The sequence below is a fragment of the Bradyrhizobium sp. CCGB01 genome (genome assembly GCF_024199795.1).
GTDB lineage: Bacteria > Pseudomonadota > Alphaproteobacteria > Rhizobiales > Xanthobacteraceae > Bradyrhizobium.
Genome location: NZ_JANADK010000001.1, coordinates 6,839,191 through 6,858,929 on the forward strand (window position 1 = coordinate 6,839,191; position 19,739 = coordinate 6,858,929).

Genomic DNA, 19,739 nt, shown 5'->3' on the forward strand with positions numbered 1-19,739 from the left:
TTGAACTCGACGCGTCGTTTCGTCGTGGAGAGAGATTGACGCGGACATGCGCAATCGGCTCGTTATGCATTGTTAGGCTGCGTTAGCCGTTGCGAGCCGCCCAACACCGATAGAGCGCGGTCGGTGGCCCGCGATGCGCGCGGCGAAAACGACGCGGCGCGCGATGAACTCGGTCATCGCGCGCCGTGCCGGCCTGCATCAGTCGAAGCGTTCGTGCTGTCGAACTCAGGATGGCAGCGGCTGACCCGCCTGCTCACGAACGATGTAATCGGCGTACCAATCGGCCCAGTTCTCGTCGTGCCCCCCGGTCCGCGTCTCGTGCTCGCCATGTGCTGCCGCCGCGCGGCGCATGGCCGCGGCCAGCTCAGCCTGCGAAGCGAATGTCGTGCCGTCGCCCGCGATGCGCCCCGGCAGTCGCGTGGTGACCTCCTGGAACAGCCAGCCGTTGCCGTCGGGATCGCAGAACGAGGCGAACGAGCTGTAGCTGCCGCGCTTCGGGTCAGCACCGCTCACGCGAACGTTGCCGAACAGATACGGCTCGTCGCGCCCGGCGTGAACGTCGCCGGCACCATGGAATGGCTCGCTCACCGCGATGCCGCGGTCGAGTAAATTCCGTCGGGCTGCCTCCAGATCAGAGACGATCAGATACAGGCCGCGCGCAGAACCGGGCGCTGCCGGCGTGACGTTCCTGCCAAAAATCACCGAACAGGCCGAGCCGGGCGGCGTGAACTGGATCACGCGCCATTCGTCAGCTGAGGCAAAATCGGCGTCCAAGCGCCAGCCGAGCAGCGCATAGAAGGCCTTGGCGCGGTCGACATCGGACACGGGGATGACGACGACCTCGAGCTTCAGATCAACACTAGGCGATGTCGAAGACTTGACCGCGGCGTCGCGGTCGATTTCGAGTGTGGCCATGTCGAACTCCCTGAGTTGAAATTGAGAGACCGTCAAGCGGCGGCGGGCATCACGATCGTCACCCGCGTGCCGCCCTGCCCCGCCTCGCCCTGCAACCGTGCGTCGATGCTGCGTGCGAGCCCTTCGAGGATACGGCTACCCGTCCCCTGAAGCGGAGCGGTCGCCCCGATGCCGTTGTCGGCCACCGTGCAGAGCCAGGCGCCGTCGCGGCTGGCAATTTCGATGCGGATCAGCGCATCGCTCTTGTTCGGGAAGGCATGCTTGGCCGCGTTCGTGACGAGCTCGGTCAGCATCAACGCGAGCCGATGACACTGCGAGGCCGGCAGCGTGCCGCTTTCGATCGCAGCCTCGCAGCGGATCCCCGCCGGCTGCAGCACGGCCTCGGAGATCGCTTCGCACAGGTTTTCGAAGAAGGCCTCGACGGAGACGGCGGACAGATTGTCGCTATCAGACAAAAGTTGATAGAGCCTGCCGAACGCGACGATGCGCCGCTCGAACCGGTCCACCGCAACCGAGACGTCCCTGGGACCTGCCCGCGTAAAATCGCGACGGACTGACGCACCCAGCAGCGTCAGCGTGTTCTTCATCCGGTGGTGGGATTCCCGCAGCACGAGTTCCCAATCACGCGACTGATCGTCAAGACTCGCCACATATTGCGATCGAACGACGTCGTCGCTCGTCCCTAAGCCGATAGCGGACATGATTGCCTCCCCGTTGGACATCGAACCTAACTCGAAGCCTATACTGGATGCACCGCGCGCGTTTGGCTCGTTAGACGTTGCAAGATTCTGTTATGATCGCCGGCGTCGCCATGCGTGGCGGCCGGACTGTCCTCAACGGTCAAGGACGCTGACGAGTCGTCCCGATCGCTTCACAAGCCGCTCGCGTTTGAGCAAAATTTGTGACGGATAGTCCCGGCACAGTCGGCCGATTGCCGCGCGATTTCGCCACTTTCGGTTAGTTTACTCACGACCTCGTTCTGCTAGATCAGAATGCAAACAACAGCCCACTGGAATCATTGGCCCGTGCCGGACACGAACGACCAGGATGCGGCGATTTCCTTCGGGCCATTCCGGTTGTCCCCCAAGTCACGCCTGCTCGAGAAGGACGGGGCTCCGCTTCACCTCGGCGGCCGCGCACTCGACATTCTCATTTTTCTCGCCGAACGCGCGGGTGAGGTCATCGACAAGCGTGAGTTGATCAAGCGCGTGTGGGCCGATGTAACCGTCGACGAGGGCAGCCTGCGCTTCCACATCACGACGCTGCGCAAGGCCCTGGGCGATGCCGGCGAAGGCTCCCGCTATGTCGTCAACGTGCCCGGCCGTGGCTATTGCTTCGCAGCCCCGCTGATCCGGGCCTCGGAGCAGCGGACAGGCCCGGCCGTCCCGTCGCCTCACGCGCTCCCCTCACCGCTTGCCCGGATGATCGGACGAGACGACGCGGTCGAACGCATTTCCACCGAGCTTGCGCAGCATCGTTTCGTGACGATTGTCGGCCCCGGCGGGATCGGCAAGACCTCGGTCGCGCTCGCGGTCGCGCATGGCGAACTCCAGGCCTTCGACGGCCAGGTCAGCTTCGTTGATTTCGGCGCGCTGACGGACGCCAGGCTCGTTCCCGGCACCATCGCCGCCGCGCTCGGGCTGACCGTCAATTCCGAGGACCCGATGCCGGGCCTGCTGACGTTCCTGCGCAACCGGCGAACGCTGCTGATCTTCGACAGCTGCGAGCACATCATCGACGAGCTCGCGCCTCTGGCCGAGCACATCGTCCAGGAAGCGCCGGAGCTGCACGTTCTCGCCACCAGCCGCGAATCCTTCCGCACCGAAGGCGAACGCGTCCATCGGCTGTTTCCGCTGGATTGCCCGCCGCAGCGCGACGGGCTCGGCATCGCCGACATCCTTGCATATCCTGCAAGCCAGCTCTTCGTCGAACGCATTGCCGAGAGCCTCGGCGACTTCGAACTCAGCGAAGAGGATGCACCGCTTGTTGCCGAGATCTGCCGGCGACTGGATGGCATCGCGCTCGCGATCGAGCTCGCCGCCGGACGCGTCAACGCCTATGGCATTGCCGGCACTGCCTCGCTGCTCGACAGCCGCTTCTCGCTGCTGTGGCGGGGGCGCCGCACCGCAATCCCGCGGCACCAGACCCTGAGCGCGGCGCTTGCCTGGAGCTATGATTTGCTGCCGGCAGCCGAAAGCGCAACGCTGCGTGGATTGTCGGTGTTCGTCGGGCCATTCACGCTGGAGGCCGCGCTCGCCGTCGCGTCCAGCCAGGGTATCGGCGAACCCGAGGCGGTCGAGGCGATCTCGAACCTGCTCTCCAAATCACTGATCGCAACCTCGCCTGCGGAGCGGCGGCTGCGCTATCGTCTGCTCGACACCACCCGCGCCTTCCTCGGCGAGAAGCTCGTCGAGAACGGCGAAGCGACCCGCGTTGCGCGCGCGCACGCCGAATATTTCCGCGACCTCCTGCGCGACATCGCACTCAAATCCACGGGCATGCAGACCGCGGGCGGCTTCCTGCCCTATGCCGACCGTCTGCCCAACGTCAGGGCCGCGCTGACCTGGAGCTTTTCCGACAGTGGCGACCGGGCGATCGGCGTGGACCTCGCGGCCTCTGCTGCGCAGTTCTTCCTCGAGCTGACATTGCTGACGGAGTGTTTTCGCTGGACGCAGCAGGCACTGACCGCATCCGATGCGCCCCCATTGAACAGCCGTCAGGAGATGACGCTTCAGGCCGCGCTCGGCGTCTCCGTGATGTTCACGCAAGGCAATACTGAGGCGGTCCGGTCGGCGTTCACGCGCAGCCTTCAGCTTGCACAGGAGCTCGAGGATTCGCACTGGCAGCTCTGGCTGCTGCGCGGTTTGCACATCTACTTGACCCGGGTCGGGGACTTTCATGGCGCGCTCGGCACCGGCGAGCAGGGCGAGAGCGTTGCGCGCAAGCTGAATGATCCAGCCGCCGCGCTGAACGTGGAATGGATGCTGGGCGTCGCGCACCATCTGATCGGCAATCAGGACAAGGCCGTGCAGTTCTGCGAGAGCGCGATGGTGCACAATCCCGGCTCGCAGCGGCTGAACATCGGGCATCTCGGCTATGACGACCGCATTGTGGCGCTGGTCGCTCTGGCGCGCGGGCTCTGGCTCACCGGCCAGCCCGATCGCGCGATCGAGGCCGCGAGATACACCGTTCGCGAGGCCGAGCTGCTCGAACAGCCGCTCACCCTCGGCATCTCCCTGATCTGGACGATCTACGTATTCCTCTGGGTCGGCGACTGGGCCAACGCCGAAATCCTGATCGAGCGGTTGATCGACCACTCGGCGCGGCACTTCCTCGGTCCCTATCACGCCGTCGGCATCGGCCAGAAGGGCGAACTCATGCTTCGCCGCGGCGACATCGCCGGCGGGATCGAGCATCTTCGCCGCAGCCAGGCCACGCTGTACGCGACGCGGCACCGGATCATGACGACGGTGTTTGCGACGGTGCTGGCGGAGGGCCTCGTGGCGGAGAACCAGCCGGACGAGGCCTTGCGCACGATCAACGAGGCCATTGCGCAGATTCCCGATCATGGCGAATCCTTCGACATGCCGGAGATGCTCCGGGTCAAAGGCGACATCCTCGTCCGCTCGGGCAACGCCGCGGAGGCCATGAGCTGCTTCCGGAAATCGCTCGATCTGTCGCGCCGGCAGAGTGCGCTCGGCTGGGAATTGCGCGGGGCGATCAGCCTCGGCCGGGTCTGGCGCCAGGCCGGACAAGCGGACGAAGCACGCGCCCTGCTCGCCCCGCTCGTCGCGCGCTACCAGGAAGGCCTCCAGAGCCGCGATCTCGTGGCCGCCAGGGAGCTCCTGAGCGCGCTGAATTGACAGTATCTTCAACGAGATACCACCAAAACACCTGCTCGCAATTCCTAACAACTTCTAACATGCCAAGCCGCACCCGCCCCGCCATGGTGGTGACGCTTCACGGTGGACATGGCGGGATATGGCGCTTCTTGACGATGTGATTGATGCCAGCGGCGGTATGGCCCGCTGGAATAGCTTGAACCGGTTCACGCTCCACCTTTCCGTCGGCGGCTCGCTGTTCTCCAGCGCCGGACATGCCAGCGAATTCAAGGACGTGACGGCGGAGGGCTCGACCCGCACCCAGTCGGTCCGCTTCACCGGCATCACCGGGGGCGAACACTCCGGCTGCTTTCAGCCCGACGCGATCACGATTGAGAGTCTCGAGGGCGAGGTCCTGCGCACCTGGAACAACCCGAGCCTTGCGTTTCCCGAGACCGGCTCTCCTACGCTGGCGGACGAACTTCACCTCGTCTTCTTCTGCGGCGTTGCGATCTGGAATTATCTGACCAACCCATTCATGCTCGCCCATCCCGACGTCGTCACGGAGGAGCTCACTCCATGGCGCGAGAACGCCGACACCTGGCGGCGACTGCGGGCGCAGTTCCCGCCACACCTGATCACGCTCGCCCCCGAGCAGATCTTCTACTTCGATGAGAATGCCCAGCAACGGCGGACGGATCACGATCTCTTCGGAACGAAGGTCGCGCATCACTCCTGGGCCCACGACAATTTCGGCGGCATCGTCGTGCCGACGCTGCGGCGCGCACAAACGTTGCGGCCGGACGGAACCGTGATCGCCAAGCCCGTGCTGATGGACGTCGAGATCTTCGACGCCGTGTTCGAGTAGCGGCGACGCGCGAGAGCAGGCAACCGGTCACTGCTCTCAACGCCTAACAATACATAACGAGCCAACGGGCGGCCCTGGGTGCAGATTGGGCTCGCGGGCAACGAACAAATGTCGTGCTCGAACGAGACCGAGGCCGGCGCATCTCCACCACGGGGGAGTGCGTCATTGCAGTGAACGCACTCAAGGAGACCGTCATGAAGATTCTTATGGTTCTCACCTCCCACGACCAGCTCGGCAACACCGGACGCAAGACGGGCTTCTGGCTCGAAGAGCTTGCTGCCCCCTATTACGTTTTCAAGGATTCCGGCGCGGAGATCACGCTGGCTTCGCCCAAGGGCGGCCGTCCGCCGCTCGACCCCAAGAGCAACGAACCCGATTCTCGCACCGATCTGACGCTTCGCTTCGAAGCGGACGCCGCTGCGGAAGCCCAGCTCGACAAGACCGTTCGCCTCGACAGCGTCAGGCAAGAGGACTTCGACACGCTGTTCTATCCGGGTGGCCACGGCCCGATGTGGGACCTCGCCGAAGACCCGAACTCGGTCAAGCTGATCGAGTCGTTCTTTGCCGCCGGCAAGCATGTCGCGATCGTCTGCCACTCTCCGGCGGCGCTGCGCCACGTCAAGACGCCGGACGGCAAGCCGCTGGTGCAAGGCAAGGAGGTCACCGGCTTCACCAACGGTGAGGAGGAGGCAGTTGGGCTCACCAAGGTGGTTCCGTTCCTGGTCGAGGACGAGATGCTGCGGCTCGGCGCCATCTTCTCGAAGAAGGCCAATTGGACTCCTCACGTCGTCAGCGACGGCCTCTTGATCACCGGCCAGAACCCGCACTCGTCGGGCCCGGCCGCAGAGGCCCTGCTCGCCGCCCTCAGGGGCAAGCCGCTGGCGAAGGCTTCGTAACTTCCGGATGCGGCCACATCTCGAGAGGCGCCCGCGATGGCGCCTCTCGACGCTGCGGTATCCCTCGGAGAAGACGCGATGATGAATCCCGCCAACGGCACTTAACAACGCTTAACGAGCGGTGGTCTGTACCAGGGAGTATCTCCAGCGGGGCGACTTCACCCCTGCGAGAGGGAATGGCCCGATGATCCCGTTGCTGGCGAGTGCGATCGAGGCCCATGGCGGGCTCGATCGATGGAATGCCCACAGACGCCTCACCGCCACGATCGTGACGGGCGGCGATCTCTGGGTCTTGAAGGGCATCGATCAGGACCAGGCGCCGCGCATGGTGCGGATCGAGCTGCATCGCGAGCGGGCCGCCGTGGAGCCGTTCGGCAAGCCGGGCCAGCGCACCGAGTTCAGCCCGGAGCGGATCGCCATCGTGGCCGCGGACGGTCGCATCGCCGCGGTGCGCAACGATCCGCGCGGCTCGTTCGCGCGGCACGATATGCGGACGCATTGGGATCCGCTGCATCACGCCTATTTCAGCGGCTACGCGCTCTGGACCTACATGACCGCGCCGTTCCTGCTGGCGCTGGACGGGTTCGAGGTCCGGGAGATCGCACCCTGGCGCGAGGGCGCGGAGGTCTGGCGCGGCTTGCGGGCGACGTTCCCCACCGTCATCGCAAGCCACAGCGCCGAGCAGGATTTCTATTTTGGCCCCGACATGCTCATGCGCCGGCACGACTACCGGGTCGAGATCGCCGGCAATTTTCCGGCGGCTCATTATGTATTCGATCCCGTCACCGTTGACGGCTTCACGCTCCCGACCCGCCGGCGGATCTATCTGCGCGGCGACGATCTGATGCCGCTGCGTGAAGAGCTGATGGTGTCGATCGATCTCGCGGATTTCCGGTTTGACTGAGCCTTTTCAGGCAGATGCATCGTCCAGCATGAGCCGCGCCGCCGTCAGATCCGCGGTCTCGAATCCTTCCGAGAACCGGGCATAGGTTGCGGCGAGATCGTCGCACGGATCTTGCAGGCCCTGCTGGCGCCGAAGCGCCGCAAGCGACATCGCGGTCCGCAATCGCCAGGACAGGGCGCCCTGTTGCTCGGCCAGTTTGAGCGATACGGCAAAGCTCGCCTCGGCGGCATCGAGATCACCGGTGCGCGCCTCGAGGTCGCCGCGCCGGCGGAGCAGCTCGGGCATGTCAAAAGCTCCACCGCCCTGCTCGACGCGGGCAATCGTCTCGTGCAGAACCTGCAGCCCTTCCGTCAATCGCCCCAGGGCCGCCAAACCTTGCGACAGGTCTGCGGCGAACGCAGATGCGTAGAGCTCGTAGCGATCCGCGTGCAGGCGTGGCAGCGCACTGCGCAGCAGATCGATGCCGCCAGCCACCTCGCCGCGGGCGATCATGGTCTGCGCGCGAAAGCCGGTCGCTACGGCCTCATAGGGGCCGAGCCCGTGCACGCTCGCATGCGTTGCCAGGCGTGCGGTCATCGTCTCGACGGCAGCCCAGTCGCCGACCCAACCAAACACCGAGGATGACCAGCACAGCGCGATGCAATGCATCACCACGTCGCGCGGTGCAGCCGCACCGACGAGCGGGCGGACGCAGTCGAGCGCGCGTTCGGGAAAGCCGCGCAGCCACAACACGCGCGCGAGGGGAATCTGCGGCGTGCGTGAATAGGCGAAATGCCCGGGCTCTGTCCCGCGCAGCGCGGCATCGTCACGCACGCCCTCGTCGAGATGGGCCTGCGCTGCTGCCTGGTCTCCGGCAAGATGATAGGACACGCCGAGAAGCGCCTTGCTGCCTGCAATTCCCGCGGTATCGCCGATCAGGCGGGCGACGCGCTCGGCCTGGAGTGCGGTCGGCAGCAGATGCCGGTAGTCGCCGGTGCGGCGATAGAACATGTTCAACCGCGACAGCAGCCTGAACGCATTGGCGTGATCGCCGAGCGCTTCCGCGATCTCCAGCCCGCGCCGGAGTGCGGCCTCGGCCTGCTCGCTGTTGCGCTCCGTGAACATGAAGGCGTGGCCGAGCGTCGACTGGAGCTCGAGTTCCCATTTGCCGCCCCGGTTGGCATCGTCGAGCGTCGCGAGCGCGCGGCCCGACCAGATGCGCGCCTCGTTCAGCAGATTGAGTTCGACGAACAGCCTCGCAGCACTGCCGGCGAGCGGCACGCGCAAGGCGGCTCCATCGTCATTGGCAAAACTCCATTCCAGCGCCGCACGGGCATCCGCGAGCAGGCTCGCGCGCTCCTGCAGGCGGGACGCCTGATCGCCGCCCTGTTCCGCCATGCCGGCTTCGAGCGCGCGCTGAACATATGCGGTGTGACGGCGCGCGATCGTGGCCGCTTCACCTGCGTCGACCAGCTTCTGCATGGCATAGGCGCGCGTGGCATCCAGCAGGCGATAGCGCCGCGATGCGCCATCGGGCTGCGCCGACACCAGCGACTTGGCCACGAGCTGCTCCAGCGCATCGGCGACACGATCGCCTGGCGCTCGTTCGTCCGCCGCGACCGACATTGCGCCCCTGAGCGTGAAGGGGCCAGCGAAGATGGCGAGCCGCTGGAACACGGCCCGCTCGTTGTCGCCGATCAGGCCAAAGCTCCAGTCGAGTGTCGCGCCGAGCGTCTGCTGCCGTGGCGGCGCCGTTCGCCGTCCACGCCATTCGAGCTTGAGCCTGGAGTCGAGCAGCGCGGCCATCTCCCGCAATCCGTAGACGCCGACGCGCACGGCGGCGAGCTCGATCGCGAGCGCAATGCCGTCAAGCTTGCCGCAGATCTCGGCGAGGACCTCGGCATCCTCATCGGTGATATCGCCCCGATGGCCTGCGGCCGCGGCACGATCGATGAACAGCTGCGCGGCCGGGTAATCCAGCACTTCGCCTGCACTGAGGCGAGCGCCTTGCGGCGGGCCGGCCAGCGGAACGAGCTCGAAGATCTGCTCGCCTTCCACCAGCAGCGACTCGCGGCTGGTGGCGAGAATGGCAATGCCCGGCGCCTCGCGATAGATGTTTTCTGCCAGACGAGCGACCTCGTCGATGACGTGTTCGCAGCTGTCGAGGATGAGAAGTAGTCGCCGTGCGCGCAGAAAATTGACGATGCTGCCGGAGGGATCATCGTGATGCACCACGAGGCCCAGAGCGGCGGCAACCGTGCTCGCGACCAGCGTGGCGTCCCTCAGCGGGCCGAATTCGAGGAAATGAACGTGGCCTTCGAATGCCTGCCACATGTCATGCGCGAGCGCGGTCGCAACCGTGGTCTTGCCGATGCCGCCCGGTCCTCGCAGCGTGACGAAGCGGTCGCTCAGCAGACGCGCCGACAGCTCGGGCAGCACGTCGTCCCGACCGATCATCCGGTCCAGCCGATGCGGCAAGGCCGCCGGCGGTGCCGCGGGTACCCGCGATGCGGGCACCGGCGCAGCGTTGCGCTCTCCACGTTGCACGGGCGCGACGAAGCAATAGCCCCGGCTCGGAACGTTGGTGATGTAGCGGGCTCCATCCTTGCCGTCGCCGAGCACCTTGCGCAGCTCGGCGACATGGACGCGCAGGCTGATCTCCTCGACCGCGAGGCCGGACCACGCGTAGGCAAGGATCTCGTTCTTCGGTACCACTTCGCCGGCGCGGCTGAGGAGCAGACGGAGAATGTCCATTGCGCGGCTGCCGAGCTTGACCGGCGCGCCGTTTCTCTCGAGCAACCGCGACCGCAGCGAAAACGGTCCGAACGAAACGGCATCGAGATCGAGGCTCGCCCCGGCGCCGCTGCGGGGGGCGCGATGTCCTGCCGGGAGCTCGGTCACTTCTGACTCATCTTGACGGCCACTTCGTTCAAATTCGCGGCGACTATACCCGCCGTCGACGCGCGGTCCAGCAGGGCACCGCGCCGGCCTCACACCCGCACATCGATCGCCGCGCGATGTCCTGCAATGTCCTCACACCGCACCGATTCACGCAAATCGTTGAAAAAATGGACAAAATCAAACGTCCTGCGGCGGGCTGTCACACCTTATGTGCGCGCACAAAATCTAACACCTCCTAATCATCACTAACGGGCTTCTTGCCCGGCTCACGCCTATCCTCGGACCATGGAAAGCATTGAGAGTTGGCCGAGCGTTGCAAGCGGCGGCGAGGCCAGGAGAGGACGCGCGATGTTGACTGACTTGCAGGCGGAGCATGCCTGGACCGAATTTCCCGCCAGCCAGCGTGATCGCGAGGTTTCGCACGAGACGCCGGCCATCGCCCGGGAAAGCGGATGGCGCAAGATCGACCGCGGCCCGGACGCGGCCATCACGGACATCACGATTTCGCGATGGGAGGACTCTCGGGCCATCTCGTCGCACGAAGCGACGACGCCGGAGGATCGATATTTCGTCGGCATCGCCTTGAAGACCGCCCGGGTGAAGCTGGTCCGGGGCCGTCAGATCATTTTCGACGGCACCATGCCCGCGGGGACGCTGTATGTCAGCGCACCATCGAATCTTCTCGGCGTGCAATTCCAGTCGCCGTGCGCTTTCCTGCACTTCCACATCTCGTCCGATCATTTTCCGGCGGCGTTGCCCGCGACCGAGGGCCTCAATGACCTCATCCTGCTGCGCGATCCGCTCGCCGCCGAGCTCGCCAAGGCACTGATCGAGGGTGGCGATGCCGCAGACCAGCAGTTCGCGCGCTGCATCGGCCAGACCCTTGCGATGCATCTGACCCGGCTCGAGCTGCCGCGCGCAAAGGTCAATGCCTTGCCGAAATGGCGGCTCCGGCGCGTCGAGCAGTATATCGCCGATCACTTTGATCGCTGCATCAGCCTGTCCGAGCTCGCCAATGTCGCAGGCCTCTCCCGGATGCATTTCGCGGCACAGTTCCGCGCCGCGACCGGCTACCGCCCGCGCGAATATCTGCTCAATCACCGGGTCGAGTACGCGAAGACCTTGCTCACGACGACCGAGCGGCCCCTTGCGGAGATCGCGCTTGCCGTCGGCTTCAGCACCCAGGCGCATTTTTCGACCGTGTTCAAGCGCATCAGCGGCCAGTCTCCGGCACGCTGGCGCCTGACCACCAAGGCCGTGCGGCCTGCTGCGGAAGCGCTTCCGCGGCGCCGTCCTGCTGCGGACAGCGACTGGATGGGCGCGGCCGCGTAGTTGGCGATTGGTTTGGTGTGGGCTGCGAATGCCACGTGCCGGCCGAGGGGTCCCGGATTGCGTTTCGCTCCATCCGGGCTACGTCCCGGCGACGCGCCTACACCGGATCGAACGCCCGGATCGGCGGCAGATTGCCGGTGAACTTCTCCACCTCCACCGTCGTCAGCTGCCCAGTGCATCCTTGCGCAAACGACGAGGTGCCGATGTCGCGGGTGAGCACATTGGGATTGCCGTGGACGCAGAGCGGCGCCTCGTCCTCGGGGTCCATCGGGTCGTACCACGCGCCGGTCGGCAGCTGCACCACGCCGGGCGCGATGCCGTCGGTGACATGAACTGCCGCAAGGCACGCGCCGCGTTCGTTGAACAGGCGGATGATGTCGCCGTCCACGATGCCGCGCGCGGTCGCATCGCGCGGATTCATGCGCGCGACTTCGCGGCCGCGATGTTTTGCTCCCAGCGAATGTCCGCCGAAATCGAGCTGGCTGTGCAGGCGCGTCACCGGCTGGTTGGCGACGAGGAAGCACGGCGCCCCTCGCCTGGGCATGTCGGACTTGTCGAGCCAGACCGGATGGCCGGGACAATCGGCATCGCCATGGCCCGCGATCTTCTGCGAAAATATCTCGATGCGGCCGCTCGGCGTCGGCAGCGGATGCGCGGCCGGATCCTCGCGAAAACTGCGCAGCCGGCCGCCGTCGTCAGGCTGTTGCGGCACGACCAGGCTGCCGCGCTTCCAGAATTCGTCGAAGTCAGGGGCCTCGAGGCCGCGCGCCTCGAGCGAGGCGCGGGTCGGCTCGTAGAGATGTTCCAGCCATTGCCGCGACGTGCGGCCTTCGGTGAAAGGTTCACGCGCGCCGAGCCGTTCGGCAAGATCGGCGAAAATCTCGTAATCGTCGCGCGCAAGACCGAACGGCTCGGCGATCCGGTGCATGGCGACCATCAAGGGATCGTTGCTGGAATAGCCGATGTCCTCGCGCTCGAGCGTCATCGTCGCCGGCAGCACGATGTCGGCGTGCCGCGCGGTGGCGGTCCAGCCGAGTTCGTGCACGACCAGCGTGTCGACTTTCGCAAAAGCCTTGCGCAGGCGGTTGATGTCCTGGTGGTGATGGAAGGGATTGCCGCCGGCCCAGTAGACGAGGCGGATGTCGGGATAGGTGCGCGTCTCGCCATTGTAGCGATAGGTGCTGCCGGGATTGAGCAGCATGTCGGCGATGCGCGCTACCGGAATGAAATCGCGCACGCCATTGCGGCCCTGCCCGAGCGTCGGCCCCGGCACGTCGTTGACGCGGCGGCCGTAATAGCCGATCGCTCCCAGCGAATAGGCGTAGCCGCCGCCGGGAAGGCCGATCTGGCCGAGCGCTGCCGCGAGCACCATACCCATCCACACTGGCTGCTCACCATGTTCGGCGCGCTGGAGCGAATGCGAGACGGTGATCAGCGCGCGCTTTCCGGCGATGCGACGGGCGAGCGCACGGATCGTGTCTGCCTCGACGCCTGAGATCGCGGCGGCCCATTCGGCGTGCTTGGGCTGGCCGTCGCTCTCGCCGGTGAGATAGCGCAGGAACACGGGCCACCCTTCCGTGTAGCGATCGAGGAAGGCCTGGTCGTGCAGGCCTTCTGCGACCAGCGTGTGGACGATGCCGAGCATCAGCGCGGTGTCGGTGCCGGGCACGCAAGTCATCCATTCCGCGCCGGCCTCGACGGGAAGATCGTCGCGGAGGGGGCTGACCAGGATGAACTCGCAGCCGCGACGGCGCGCCGCTTCCATGGCGCCGCGCTCGACATGCTTGCTGATCGAGCCGCCGGCCACCATGGAATTCTTCAGCGCCATGCCGCCGAACGCCAGCACGATGTCGGTATCGGCAGCGATCTGCTCCCAGGTCACGTTGCGCTTGGTGATGTCCTCGTAGCCCGCCAGGATCTGCGGCAGCAGCACCGAGGACGCGCCCGAGGAATAGGAGTTCACCGAGCGCACATAGCCGCCCATCGCGACGTTGAGGAAGCGATGCACCTGGCTCTGAGCGTGATGGAAGCGGCCCGCGCTCGACCAGCCATAAGAGCCGCCGAACACCGCGCCGGGCCCGCGCGTGTCGCGGATGCGGCCGAGCTCGTCGCCGAGGAGATCGAGCGCCTTCTCCCAGCTCACGGAGACGAACTCGTCGCGGCCGCGACGGTCGTCCGGGCCCGGACCACGTTCGAGCCAGCCGCGGCGGATCGCGGGCTGGGCGATTCGCGCCTGATGCCGCAGCGCGCCGGGGAAATTGTCGATGATGCCGTTCGGATCGGGATCGCCCGCATAGGCCCTGACCTCGAGCCCGGCTGCGCCTTGACGGGCCGAAAACACGCCCCAATGCGAGGTGTGGGGCTTGAAGCCGTCAGACAGGTCGAGGCCGGGGTCGGGAAAGCCAATCGTATCGTCCATCGTCTGATCCTTGTTCCGGTCGGTGGTGGCAGTATACCGATCCACGTTCCGATGTCATCGAGATCAGGCCTGACGCAAACGCTAGGCTCCCGTGCAGCGAACATCTTCCGGCGGCAGGCCGAATTGCGCGATCCGCCGGTCCAGCCGCCATAGCTCGATGCGATGGATCAGAACGAGCGCGGCGGCCTCGCGCTTGGCCTGCTCGTCATCGTCGCAGGCGAGATTGATGCATCCAAACACGTGCCCGTCCGGATCGATCTGGAAAGCGCGGTAGTGCTTGATGCTCCGCATGGTCATGCTCTTCGTCTCGGATAGACGGGCGCGCTCAGCCAGTCCGTCAGGTTCGAGGTCATCTCGTTCTGCTTGGCACGTCGCAGCAGCATCTCGCGCTCCTTGCCGGGCGGCAGGTTACGCGCGCGTTCGCGGGCGTTTTCGGCGAATGTCGCCAACCGCTGCTGGAGCGACTGGGTCTGTTTCCTGCGGTTGCGTTTGGCAGTCATTGTACCTTCGCAAGGGACTTCGGATACAAGGAAATTGGGCCCGGCGGGGAGGCTGAGCGCCGGGCCCAGGTTCGTGCCGGCTGGACGGCCCAGGCCGACAGTGTTCGTAGCTTCGGCCGCAACAGCGGGTTCCGGCATTTCAATAAGTTAACCGCGCTGGATTTTGCTTGCGACGACAGCAGGCGAGCAAGCGATGCACTCGCCGACGCGTGCTAGTCTTTCCGGTTATCGCGGTGCGCCTTGATCTCCGAACGAACCATGGCGCTTTCCATCACTGCCAGGCGCGCCTCGTCCAGGGCGCGGTCATGCCGATCCGTGACCAGTCGATGCTGGCTCCGGAGATCGCGGCTCGCCTCAATTGCGCGGGTCGCGCGGGCAAAGAGCGGGTCGCGCATTTTTCTGTCATAGCAGCAGCATCGCCATCCGGCATTTGCTTAGGTTACTTAAAAGACGTCACCGCCCAGCCTGCGGTAGCGCTCGATCAGCTGCTGTTCCGACAGCTTGAGGTGATTGGCCGCCCTCATGGCGCTCAGCATGCGTTGTTCGTAAATGGCGGCCATCTCTTGAAGAAGGAGCTGGTGCTCGGTGGCCAAGGTCTGGCTCTCGGCGATAGCGGCCGCGGCGCGCGAGAACAGGGGATCATCCTCGACCATCATTGGGGAACTTAACACGGGCTGCGCCCGGTTCCACGGCCCCGCCCCGAAATCCCGAACATTTGAGGGGCATCCACCCCGAAGCTCAGCTCCGCCGGTACAGTTGCAGATAACTCGGCGAAAACAGCGCCGCGTCCTTGAGCGCATCGAGATCGTTGATGGTCAAGGTGCGCTCGCGCAGCACGATCAGGCCTGAGGCGCGCAGTTCCTGGACGGTCCGGTTGAGATGGACCACCGACAATCCGGTGGCGTCGGCGAGGTCCATCTGCGTGATGGGCATGAGGCAGGAATTGCCGTCGACCATCCCGACGGGACGAAGCCGCTCGAAGATCTCGCAGAACAGATGCGCCACGCGCTCCAGCGCGACGCGGCGCCCGAGATTGATGGCCCATTCGCGCTGGACGGCGTTGTTGACGAGGGTCTCGCACCAGAACGCTTCCGCAAGCGTGCGGTCGGCCGCCACCAGACTCTCGAAACGCGTGCGCTTGATTTCAGTGTAGATGACCGGTGTCAGCGTCGCGATGGAATGGTCCATGACCGAGAGCAGATAGGCATGCGCATCGCAACTCTCGCCCGGAAAGACGAAATTGACGATCTGCCGCCGGCCGTCCTCGAGCGTCTTGTAGCGGCAGAGCCAGCCCGACAGCACGACACGGACGCTGTCGACGGGATCCCCCTCCGAGATCAGGTCCTCGCCGGAGCCGGCACGCTCGAGACCTTCGAGCATCGCATATTCAAGGGATGCACGGGCTTCCGCCGACAAGATCCTCAGCGCATTCAGCCGGCGAAAGACCGGCTCCACCAGGCTCCGATCGGAGGTCGACAAAGTCATCAGCCAGCCACCGCAGGTGTATGGAACGTGCGCTTGGTGAGGGGAAGCGTGATGGTGCATCGCAGCCCAGCAGGATTGAACGCCATCATGGTCTGCCCCTTGAACTCGAACGCCAGCGTACGCTCCAGAAGCTCCGTGCCAAAACCCTTTCGTGGCGGCGGCGTGACCTGCGGCCCGCCCCGCTCGCGCCATTCGAACACCAGCTCCGCGGGCTCCGCAATCTCATCGAGGCGCCAGGCGACCTCGATGCGCCCGGTCGGCAGGCTGAGGGCGCCGTATTTCAGCGCGTTGGTCGCAAGCTCGTGCAGCGCGAGTGCGAAGGTTTCCGCGGCCTTGGGCTGGAAGCGCACCTTCGGTCCGGACACCCGCATCTGCTCGCCCTCACGGGCGTTGTAGGCGAGAAGCTCCTCGACCACGAGATATTCGAGGTCGACGCCGCCCTCGGGATCGCGAGTCACGAGTGCCTGGGTGCGCGCAAAGGCGTTCAGCCGGCCGTCGAGATGAGCGGCGTATTCCTCCACGGTGGAGCTGGATTCCGCAGAGCGGCGGGCGATCGAGCGCACGACGCCAAGCGTATTGCGGACGCGATGCTGGAGCTCGGCCAGCAGCAGGCGCTGCCGCTCCTCGGCGCGGGTGATCGCGGTGACGTCGATGAAGGTGATGACGACCCCGGCGATGAAATTGTCGATGCTGCGATAAGGCAGGATACGCACGATGTAACGCGTGCCGCTGTCCGGCGCGCTCAACTCGCGCTCGGCGCTCGCCAGCGTTCGCAGCACGCGGCGGACGTCCTCGTAGAGCTCCTCGATCGGAATGCGCGCCTTGATGTGGGCAATGGGGCGGCCGGCGTCGGTTTCCACGAGATGCAGCACCTGCGTGATCGCGGGCGTGAAATTCATCACGCGCAGATCGTTGTCGAGGAATACGGTGGCGATCTGCGTGCTCTCGAGGAAATTCTTGAGGTCGCTGGTGGCGCGCGTCAGTTCCTGGACACGATGCGCCAACTCGCCATTGACGGTGGTCAGCTCCTCGTTGACCGACTGCAACTCCTCACGCGAAGTCTCGAGCTCCTCGTTCGCCGACTGAAGCTCCTCGTTGAGCGACTGGTATTCCTCGTTCGAGGATTTCAGCTCTTCATTGGTGCTCTCCAGCTCCTCGATGGTGGCCTGGAGGCGCTCCCGCGTCGCGCGCAGCTCGCTTTCGAGACGCTCGACATGCTCGGTGCGCACCAGCGCATTGGGATTGCTCTGATCGGCCTCGAGGGTGCGGACCGGGCCGTCCTTGAACAGGACGACGAAATTACGATGGCCGCCGGCGCCGTCCTGGATCGGCTCGACGGTGATGTCGACCAGGACGCGGTGACCGTTCACCCCGAGCTGCACCTGCTCGGCATGGGCGGGCTCGTTGGTCTCGGCGGCCCGGCTGAGCGCCGTGCGCAGCTCCAGGCGGATATCGCGGTGCACGAGCTGGAGCAGGTCGAGCGTGGCGGCGCCCGCCGTCGGCTCGATATAGCGCCCGGTACGCCCGGAGAAATGCAGGATCTGGAAATTGTCGTCGGTGATGACATAGGCGGGCGCGTAGCGCTCCGCGACCCTTTGCGCGCGGCGCTCCAGCCCGACGTCCGGGCCGAACGAGCGAACCGTCGGCACTTCGACGGGCACCCTCCCCGCCGAGGTCGTGATCGGAAATTCCGGCGGCAGCCGCGTTCCGGTCTCGAGCTTCTTGAAGATGCGGGCGCGGCGGTCGACGGGTGCGAACAGCTTCGGGTGCCGCGTCACGTTCTCGGAATTGCCGAGGAAGAGATAGCGCTCGGACAGCAGCGCGAAGTGGAACAGCGGGATCACCCGGTTCTGCAATTCGGCATTGAGATAGATCAGCAGGTTGCGGCAGGAGACGAGGTCGAGCTTGGAGAACGGCGCGTCCTTGATGACGTTGTGCTGGGAGAAGATGCACATCTCGCGCAGCTCCTTCACCACGCAATAGGTGTCGCCCTCGCGCACGAACCAACGCGCCAGGCGCTCGCTGGTCATGTCGGCCTCGATGTTGGTGCGGTAGCGGCCGACGCGCGCGGTCGCGAGCGCCCGCCCGTCGATGTCGGTGGCGAAGATCTGGACCTGCGGCGCGGAGTCGAGTGTCGCCATGTGCTCGCGCAGGAGAATGCCGATCGAATAGGCTTCCTCGCCGGTGGCGCAGCCGAGCACCCAAACGCGAACCTGCTGGCCGGTGCCCTTGCCCTCGAAGATCTTCGGGATGATCTGGGCCTCGAGCACCTCGAACTCGCGCTTGTCGCGGAAGAACTCGGTGACGCCGATCAAGAGATCGTTGAAGAGGTTCTGCGCCTCGTCCTTGTCGTTGCGGAGAAAATCGACATAGGCGGGAATGTCGTCGATCTGGACCACCTGCATGCGCCGCTGCACGCGGCGCAGGAAGGTGTTCTGCTTGTAGCCGTGGAAATCATTGCCGGTCTTGTTGCGCAGGATGTCGGCGATGCGCGACAGCGAGGTCGCGGCCGCGGCGAGCACCTCGTCAAAACCGTGCTTCTCGTCCAGGCGGCGCAGATGACGGGCATAGACCTGGATGTGCTCGGGAATATCTTCGGGCGGCAGCACGTAATCGGCGATCGCCGCCGGCATGTTGCCGTCGAGAAGATGATCGGCCTCTTCGCGGTTCACGATCTTCTCGGCGATGGCGAGACCACCGTGATCCTTGAGCGTCGCGGTGCCAAGCGTACCATCGCCGCCGGTGCCGGCGAGGATGACGCCGATCGATTGTTCGGCGCGCTCTTCCGCCAGCGACACCAGGAAGCTGTCGATCGTGGCCCGCTCGCCGGGCGCCTGCTCGGCCTTGCGGATCGCGAATCGCTCGCCCTGGATGGTGGTGATCATCGCCGGCGGGCACAGATAGATCGTGCCGCCTTCGATCGCCTGGCCATCTCCGACGTCCGCGACCTTGCCGCCATTCGCCCCCTGCACGATCTGGCGCAGCCGGGCTCCATCAAAGGCCTCGTGATGCTGAAGCGCCAGCACGATGGTCTGGTCGGCGCCGATGGCCAGCTTGGCAAAGAAGCGCTCGATGCTGTCAAGTGCGCCGGGCGAGGCGCCGACCCCGATGATCAGCGGGGACCTGATCTGACGCTCTCTCTCGACCGGCTGGTCGCCGACTTCATGCATGGCTCTCGTAGCTTTCGCTTGCTGGCGGGCCCCGGGGGATGCCCGGTTCCTGCAAATAGCAGAAATTGATATTACCCCAAGAGGCCAAAGGCGAAAATGTCATGCAGAGCTTTTGATCCGATGGCAGATCGCTGTAGCCCTCCGGTCCATGGTGGATCGCTGCTTCGGAACCGCGATGCGGACATCCATGAACGCTGGGCCTGATCAAGCGGGGTCGGGCGGGCAGCAGCGAGAGAAGCGGCAGCCCGACTGTATGTTCGAGGCGCCGAGGCGAGCCGTCAGCGGCCCGGCCGTGCCGGATCGACCTGCTGCCGCAGATACGCCACCCGCTCCTCGATCAGGACGCGGTGACGTTCCCACTCGGTCAGGGTCTGCTTGAGCAGCTCGACCAGCCGTTCCGCCTGGCGCGTGTCGTGGCCGTCCGCCATCAGCTCACGCACCCGTTCCTCCTGGTCGCGGATGCGCTGCCAGCCCTCCTCGATATCCCGATCGGCCTTGACGAGAAGGCGCTGCTCGGCATTGAGCTGCTCGGCGAAAGAGACGGCCATG

General features: G+C 65.5%; 16 protein-coding genes. 5 read left to right on the plus strand and 11 right to left on the minus strand.

The genetic code is table 11. From position 1 onward, the window contains the following. Positions 1-225: 225 nt before the first annotated feature. A complete protein-coding gene (locus NLM25_RS32025; RefSeq protein ID WP_254139683.1) occupies positions 226-915 on the minus strand; it encodes a VOC family protein in 690 nt (229 codons plus the stop codon). A 32-nt stretch (positions 916-947) separates the two neighbouring features. Continuing rightward, entirely contained in the window at positions 948-1,616 is a 669-nt protein-coding gene (locus tag NLM25_RS32030) for a sensor histidine kinase (protein WP_254139684.1), read from the minus strand. A 324-nt stretch (positions 1,617-1,940) separates the two neighbouring features. Here NLM25_RS32030 and NLM25_RS32035 point away from each other — a divergent pair, with 324 nt between their 5' ends. The 4 genes from NLM25_RS32035 to NLM25_RS32050 all read left to right on the plus strand — a co-directional run bounded on the left by NLM25_RS32035 (position 1,941) and on the right by NLM25_RS32050 (position 7,404). Next, positions 1,941-4,778, plus strand: coding sequence for a winged helix-turn-helix domain-containing protein (locus NLM25_RS32035; RefSeq protein WP_254139685.1), 2,838 nt, complete (start codon positions 1,941-1,943; stop codon positions 4,776-4,778). 118 nt (positions 4,779-4,896) lie between these two features. Next, positions 4,897-5,604 (plus strand): hypothetical protein, encoded by a 708-nt coding sequence (locus NLM25_RS32040; RefSeq protein ID WP_254121676.1) that lies wholly within the window; start codon positions 4,897-4,899, stop codon positions 5,602-5,604. Between the two features lie 194 nt (positions 5,605-5,798). Beyond that, positions 5,799-6,500 (plus strand): type 1 glutamine amidotransferase domain-containing protein, encoded by a 702-nt coding sequence (locus tag NLM25_RS32045; RefSeq protein WP_254139686.1) that lies wholly within the window; start codon positions 5,799-5,801, stop codon positions 6,498-6,500. Positions 6,501-6,684: 184 nt separating this feature from the next. Further along, positions 6,685-7,404, plus strand: coding sequence for a hypothetical protein (locus NLM25_RS32050; protein ID WP_254139687.1), 720 nt, complete (start codon positions 6,685-6,687; stop codon positions 7,402-7,404). A gap of 6 nt (positions 7,405-7,410) precedes the next feature. Here the strand turns inward: NLM25_RS32050 and NLM25_RS32055 are convergent, their stop codons facing one another. Next, complete coding sequence (locus NLM25_RS32055) at positions 7,411-10,284, minus strand: winged helix-turn-helix domain-containing protein (protein WP_254139688.1); 2,874 nt, start codon at positions 10,282-10,284, stop codon at positions 7,411-7,413. Between the two features lie 348 nt (positions 10,285-10,632). Between NLM25_RS32055 and NLM25_RS32060 the strand changes: the two genes are divergently transcribed. Next, the gene (locus NLM25_RS32060) at positions 10,633-11,616 is read left to right on the plus strand and encodes a helix-turn-helix domain-containing protein (protein ID WP_254139689.1); all 984 of its coding nucleotides are present in this window, start codon (positions 10,633-10,635) and stop codon (positions 11,614-11,616) included. 97 nt (positions 11,617-11,713) lie between these two features. Here the strand turns inward: NLM25_RS32060 and NLM25_RS32065 are convergent, their stop codons facing one another. The 8 genes from NLM25_RS32065 to NLM25_RS32100 form a co-directional block, all read right to left on the minus strand. Then, positions 11,714-14,035 (minus strand): molybdopterin guanine dinucleotide-containing S/N-oxide reductase, encoded by a 2,322-nt coding sequence (locus NLM25_RS32065; RefSeq protein WP_254139690.1) that lies wholly within the window; start codon positions 14,033-14,035, stop codon positions 11,714-11,716. Positions 14,036-14,116: 81 nt separating this feature from the next. After that, a complete protein-coding gene (locus NLM25_RS32070) occupies positions 14,117-14,326 on the minus strand; it encodes a hypothetical protein (RefSeq protein ID WP_254139691.1) in 210 nt (69 codons plus the stop codon). Between the two features lie 2 nt (positions 14,327-14,328). Next, positions 14,329-14,535: a hypothetical protein gene (locus NLM25_RS32075; RefSeq protein ID WP_254121683.1), complete on the minus strand. Its 207-nt coding sequence runs from the start codon at positions 14,533-14,535 to the stop codon at positions 14,329-14,331. A gap of 212 nt (positions 14,536-14,747) precedes the next feature. Continuing rightward, positions 14,748-14,930 (minus strand): hypothetical protein, encoded by a 183-nt coding sequence (locus NLM25_RS32080; RefSeq protein ID WP_254121684.1) that lies wholly within the window; start codon positions 14,928-14,930, stop codon positions 14,748-14,750. A 48-nt stretch (positions 14,931-14,978) separates the two neighbouring features. Continuing rightward, a complete protein-coding gene (locus NLM25_RS32085; RefSeq protein ID WP_254121685.1) occupies positions 14,979-15,191 on the minus strand; it encodes a hypothetical protein in 213 nt (70 codons plus the stop codon). A gap of 82 nt (positions 15,192-15,273) precedes the next feature. Continuing rightward, a complete protein-coding gene (locus NLM25_RS32090) occupies positions 15,274-16,020 on the minus strand; it encodes a Crp/Fnr family transcriptional regulator (RefSeq protein WP_254139692.1) in 747 nt (248 codons plus the stop codon). Next, on the minus strand, positions 16,020-19,190 hold the full coding sequence (locus tag NLM25_RS32095) for a CheR family methyltransferase (protein WP_254139693.1): 3,171 nt from the start codon (positions 19,188-19,190) through the stop codon (positions 16,020-16,022). The genes NLM25_RS32090 and NLM25_RS32095 overlap by 1 nt, the downstream gene beginning before the upstream one ends. 278 nt (positions 19,191-19,468) lie before the next feature. Further along, entirely contained in the window at positions 19,469-19,738 is a 270-nt protein-coding gene (locus tag NLM25_RS32100) for a hypothetical protein (RefSeq protein WP_254121688.1), read from the minus strand. Position 19,739: the final 1 nt, after the last annotated feature.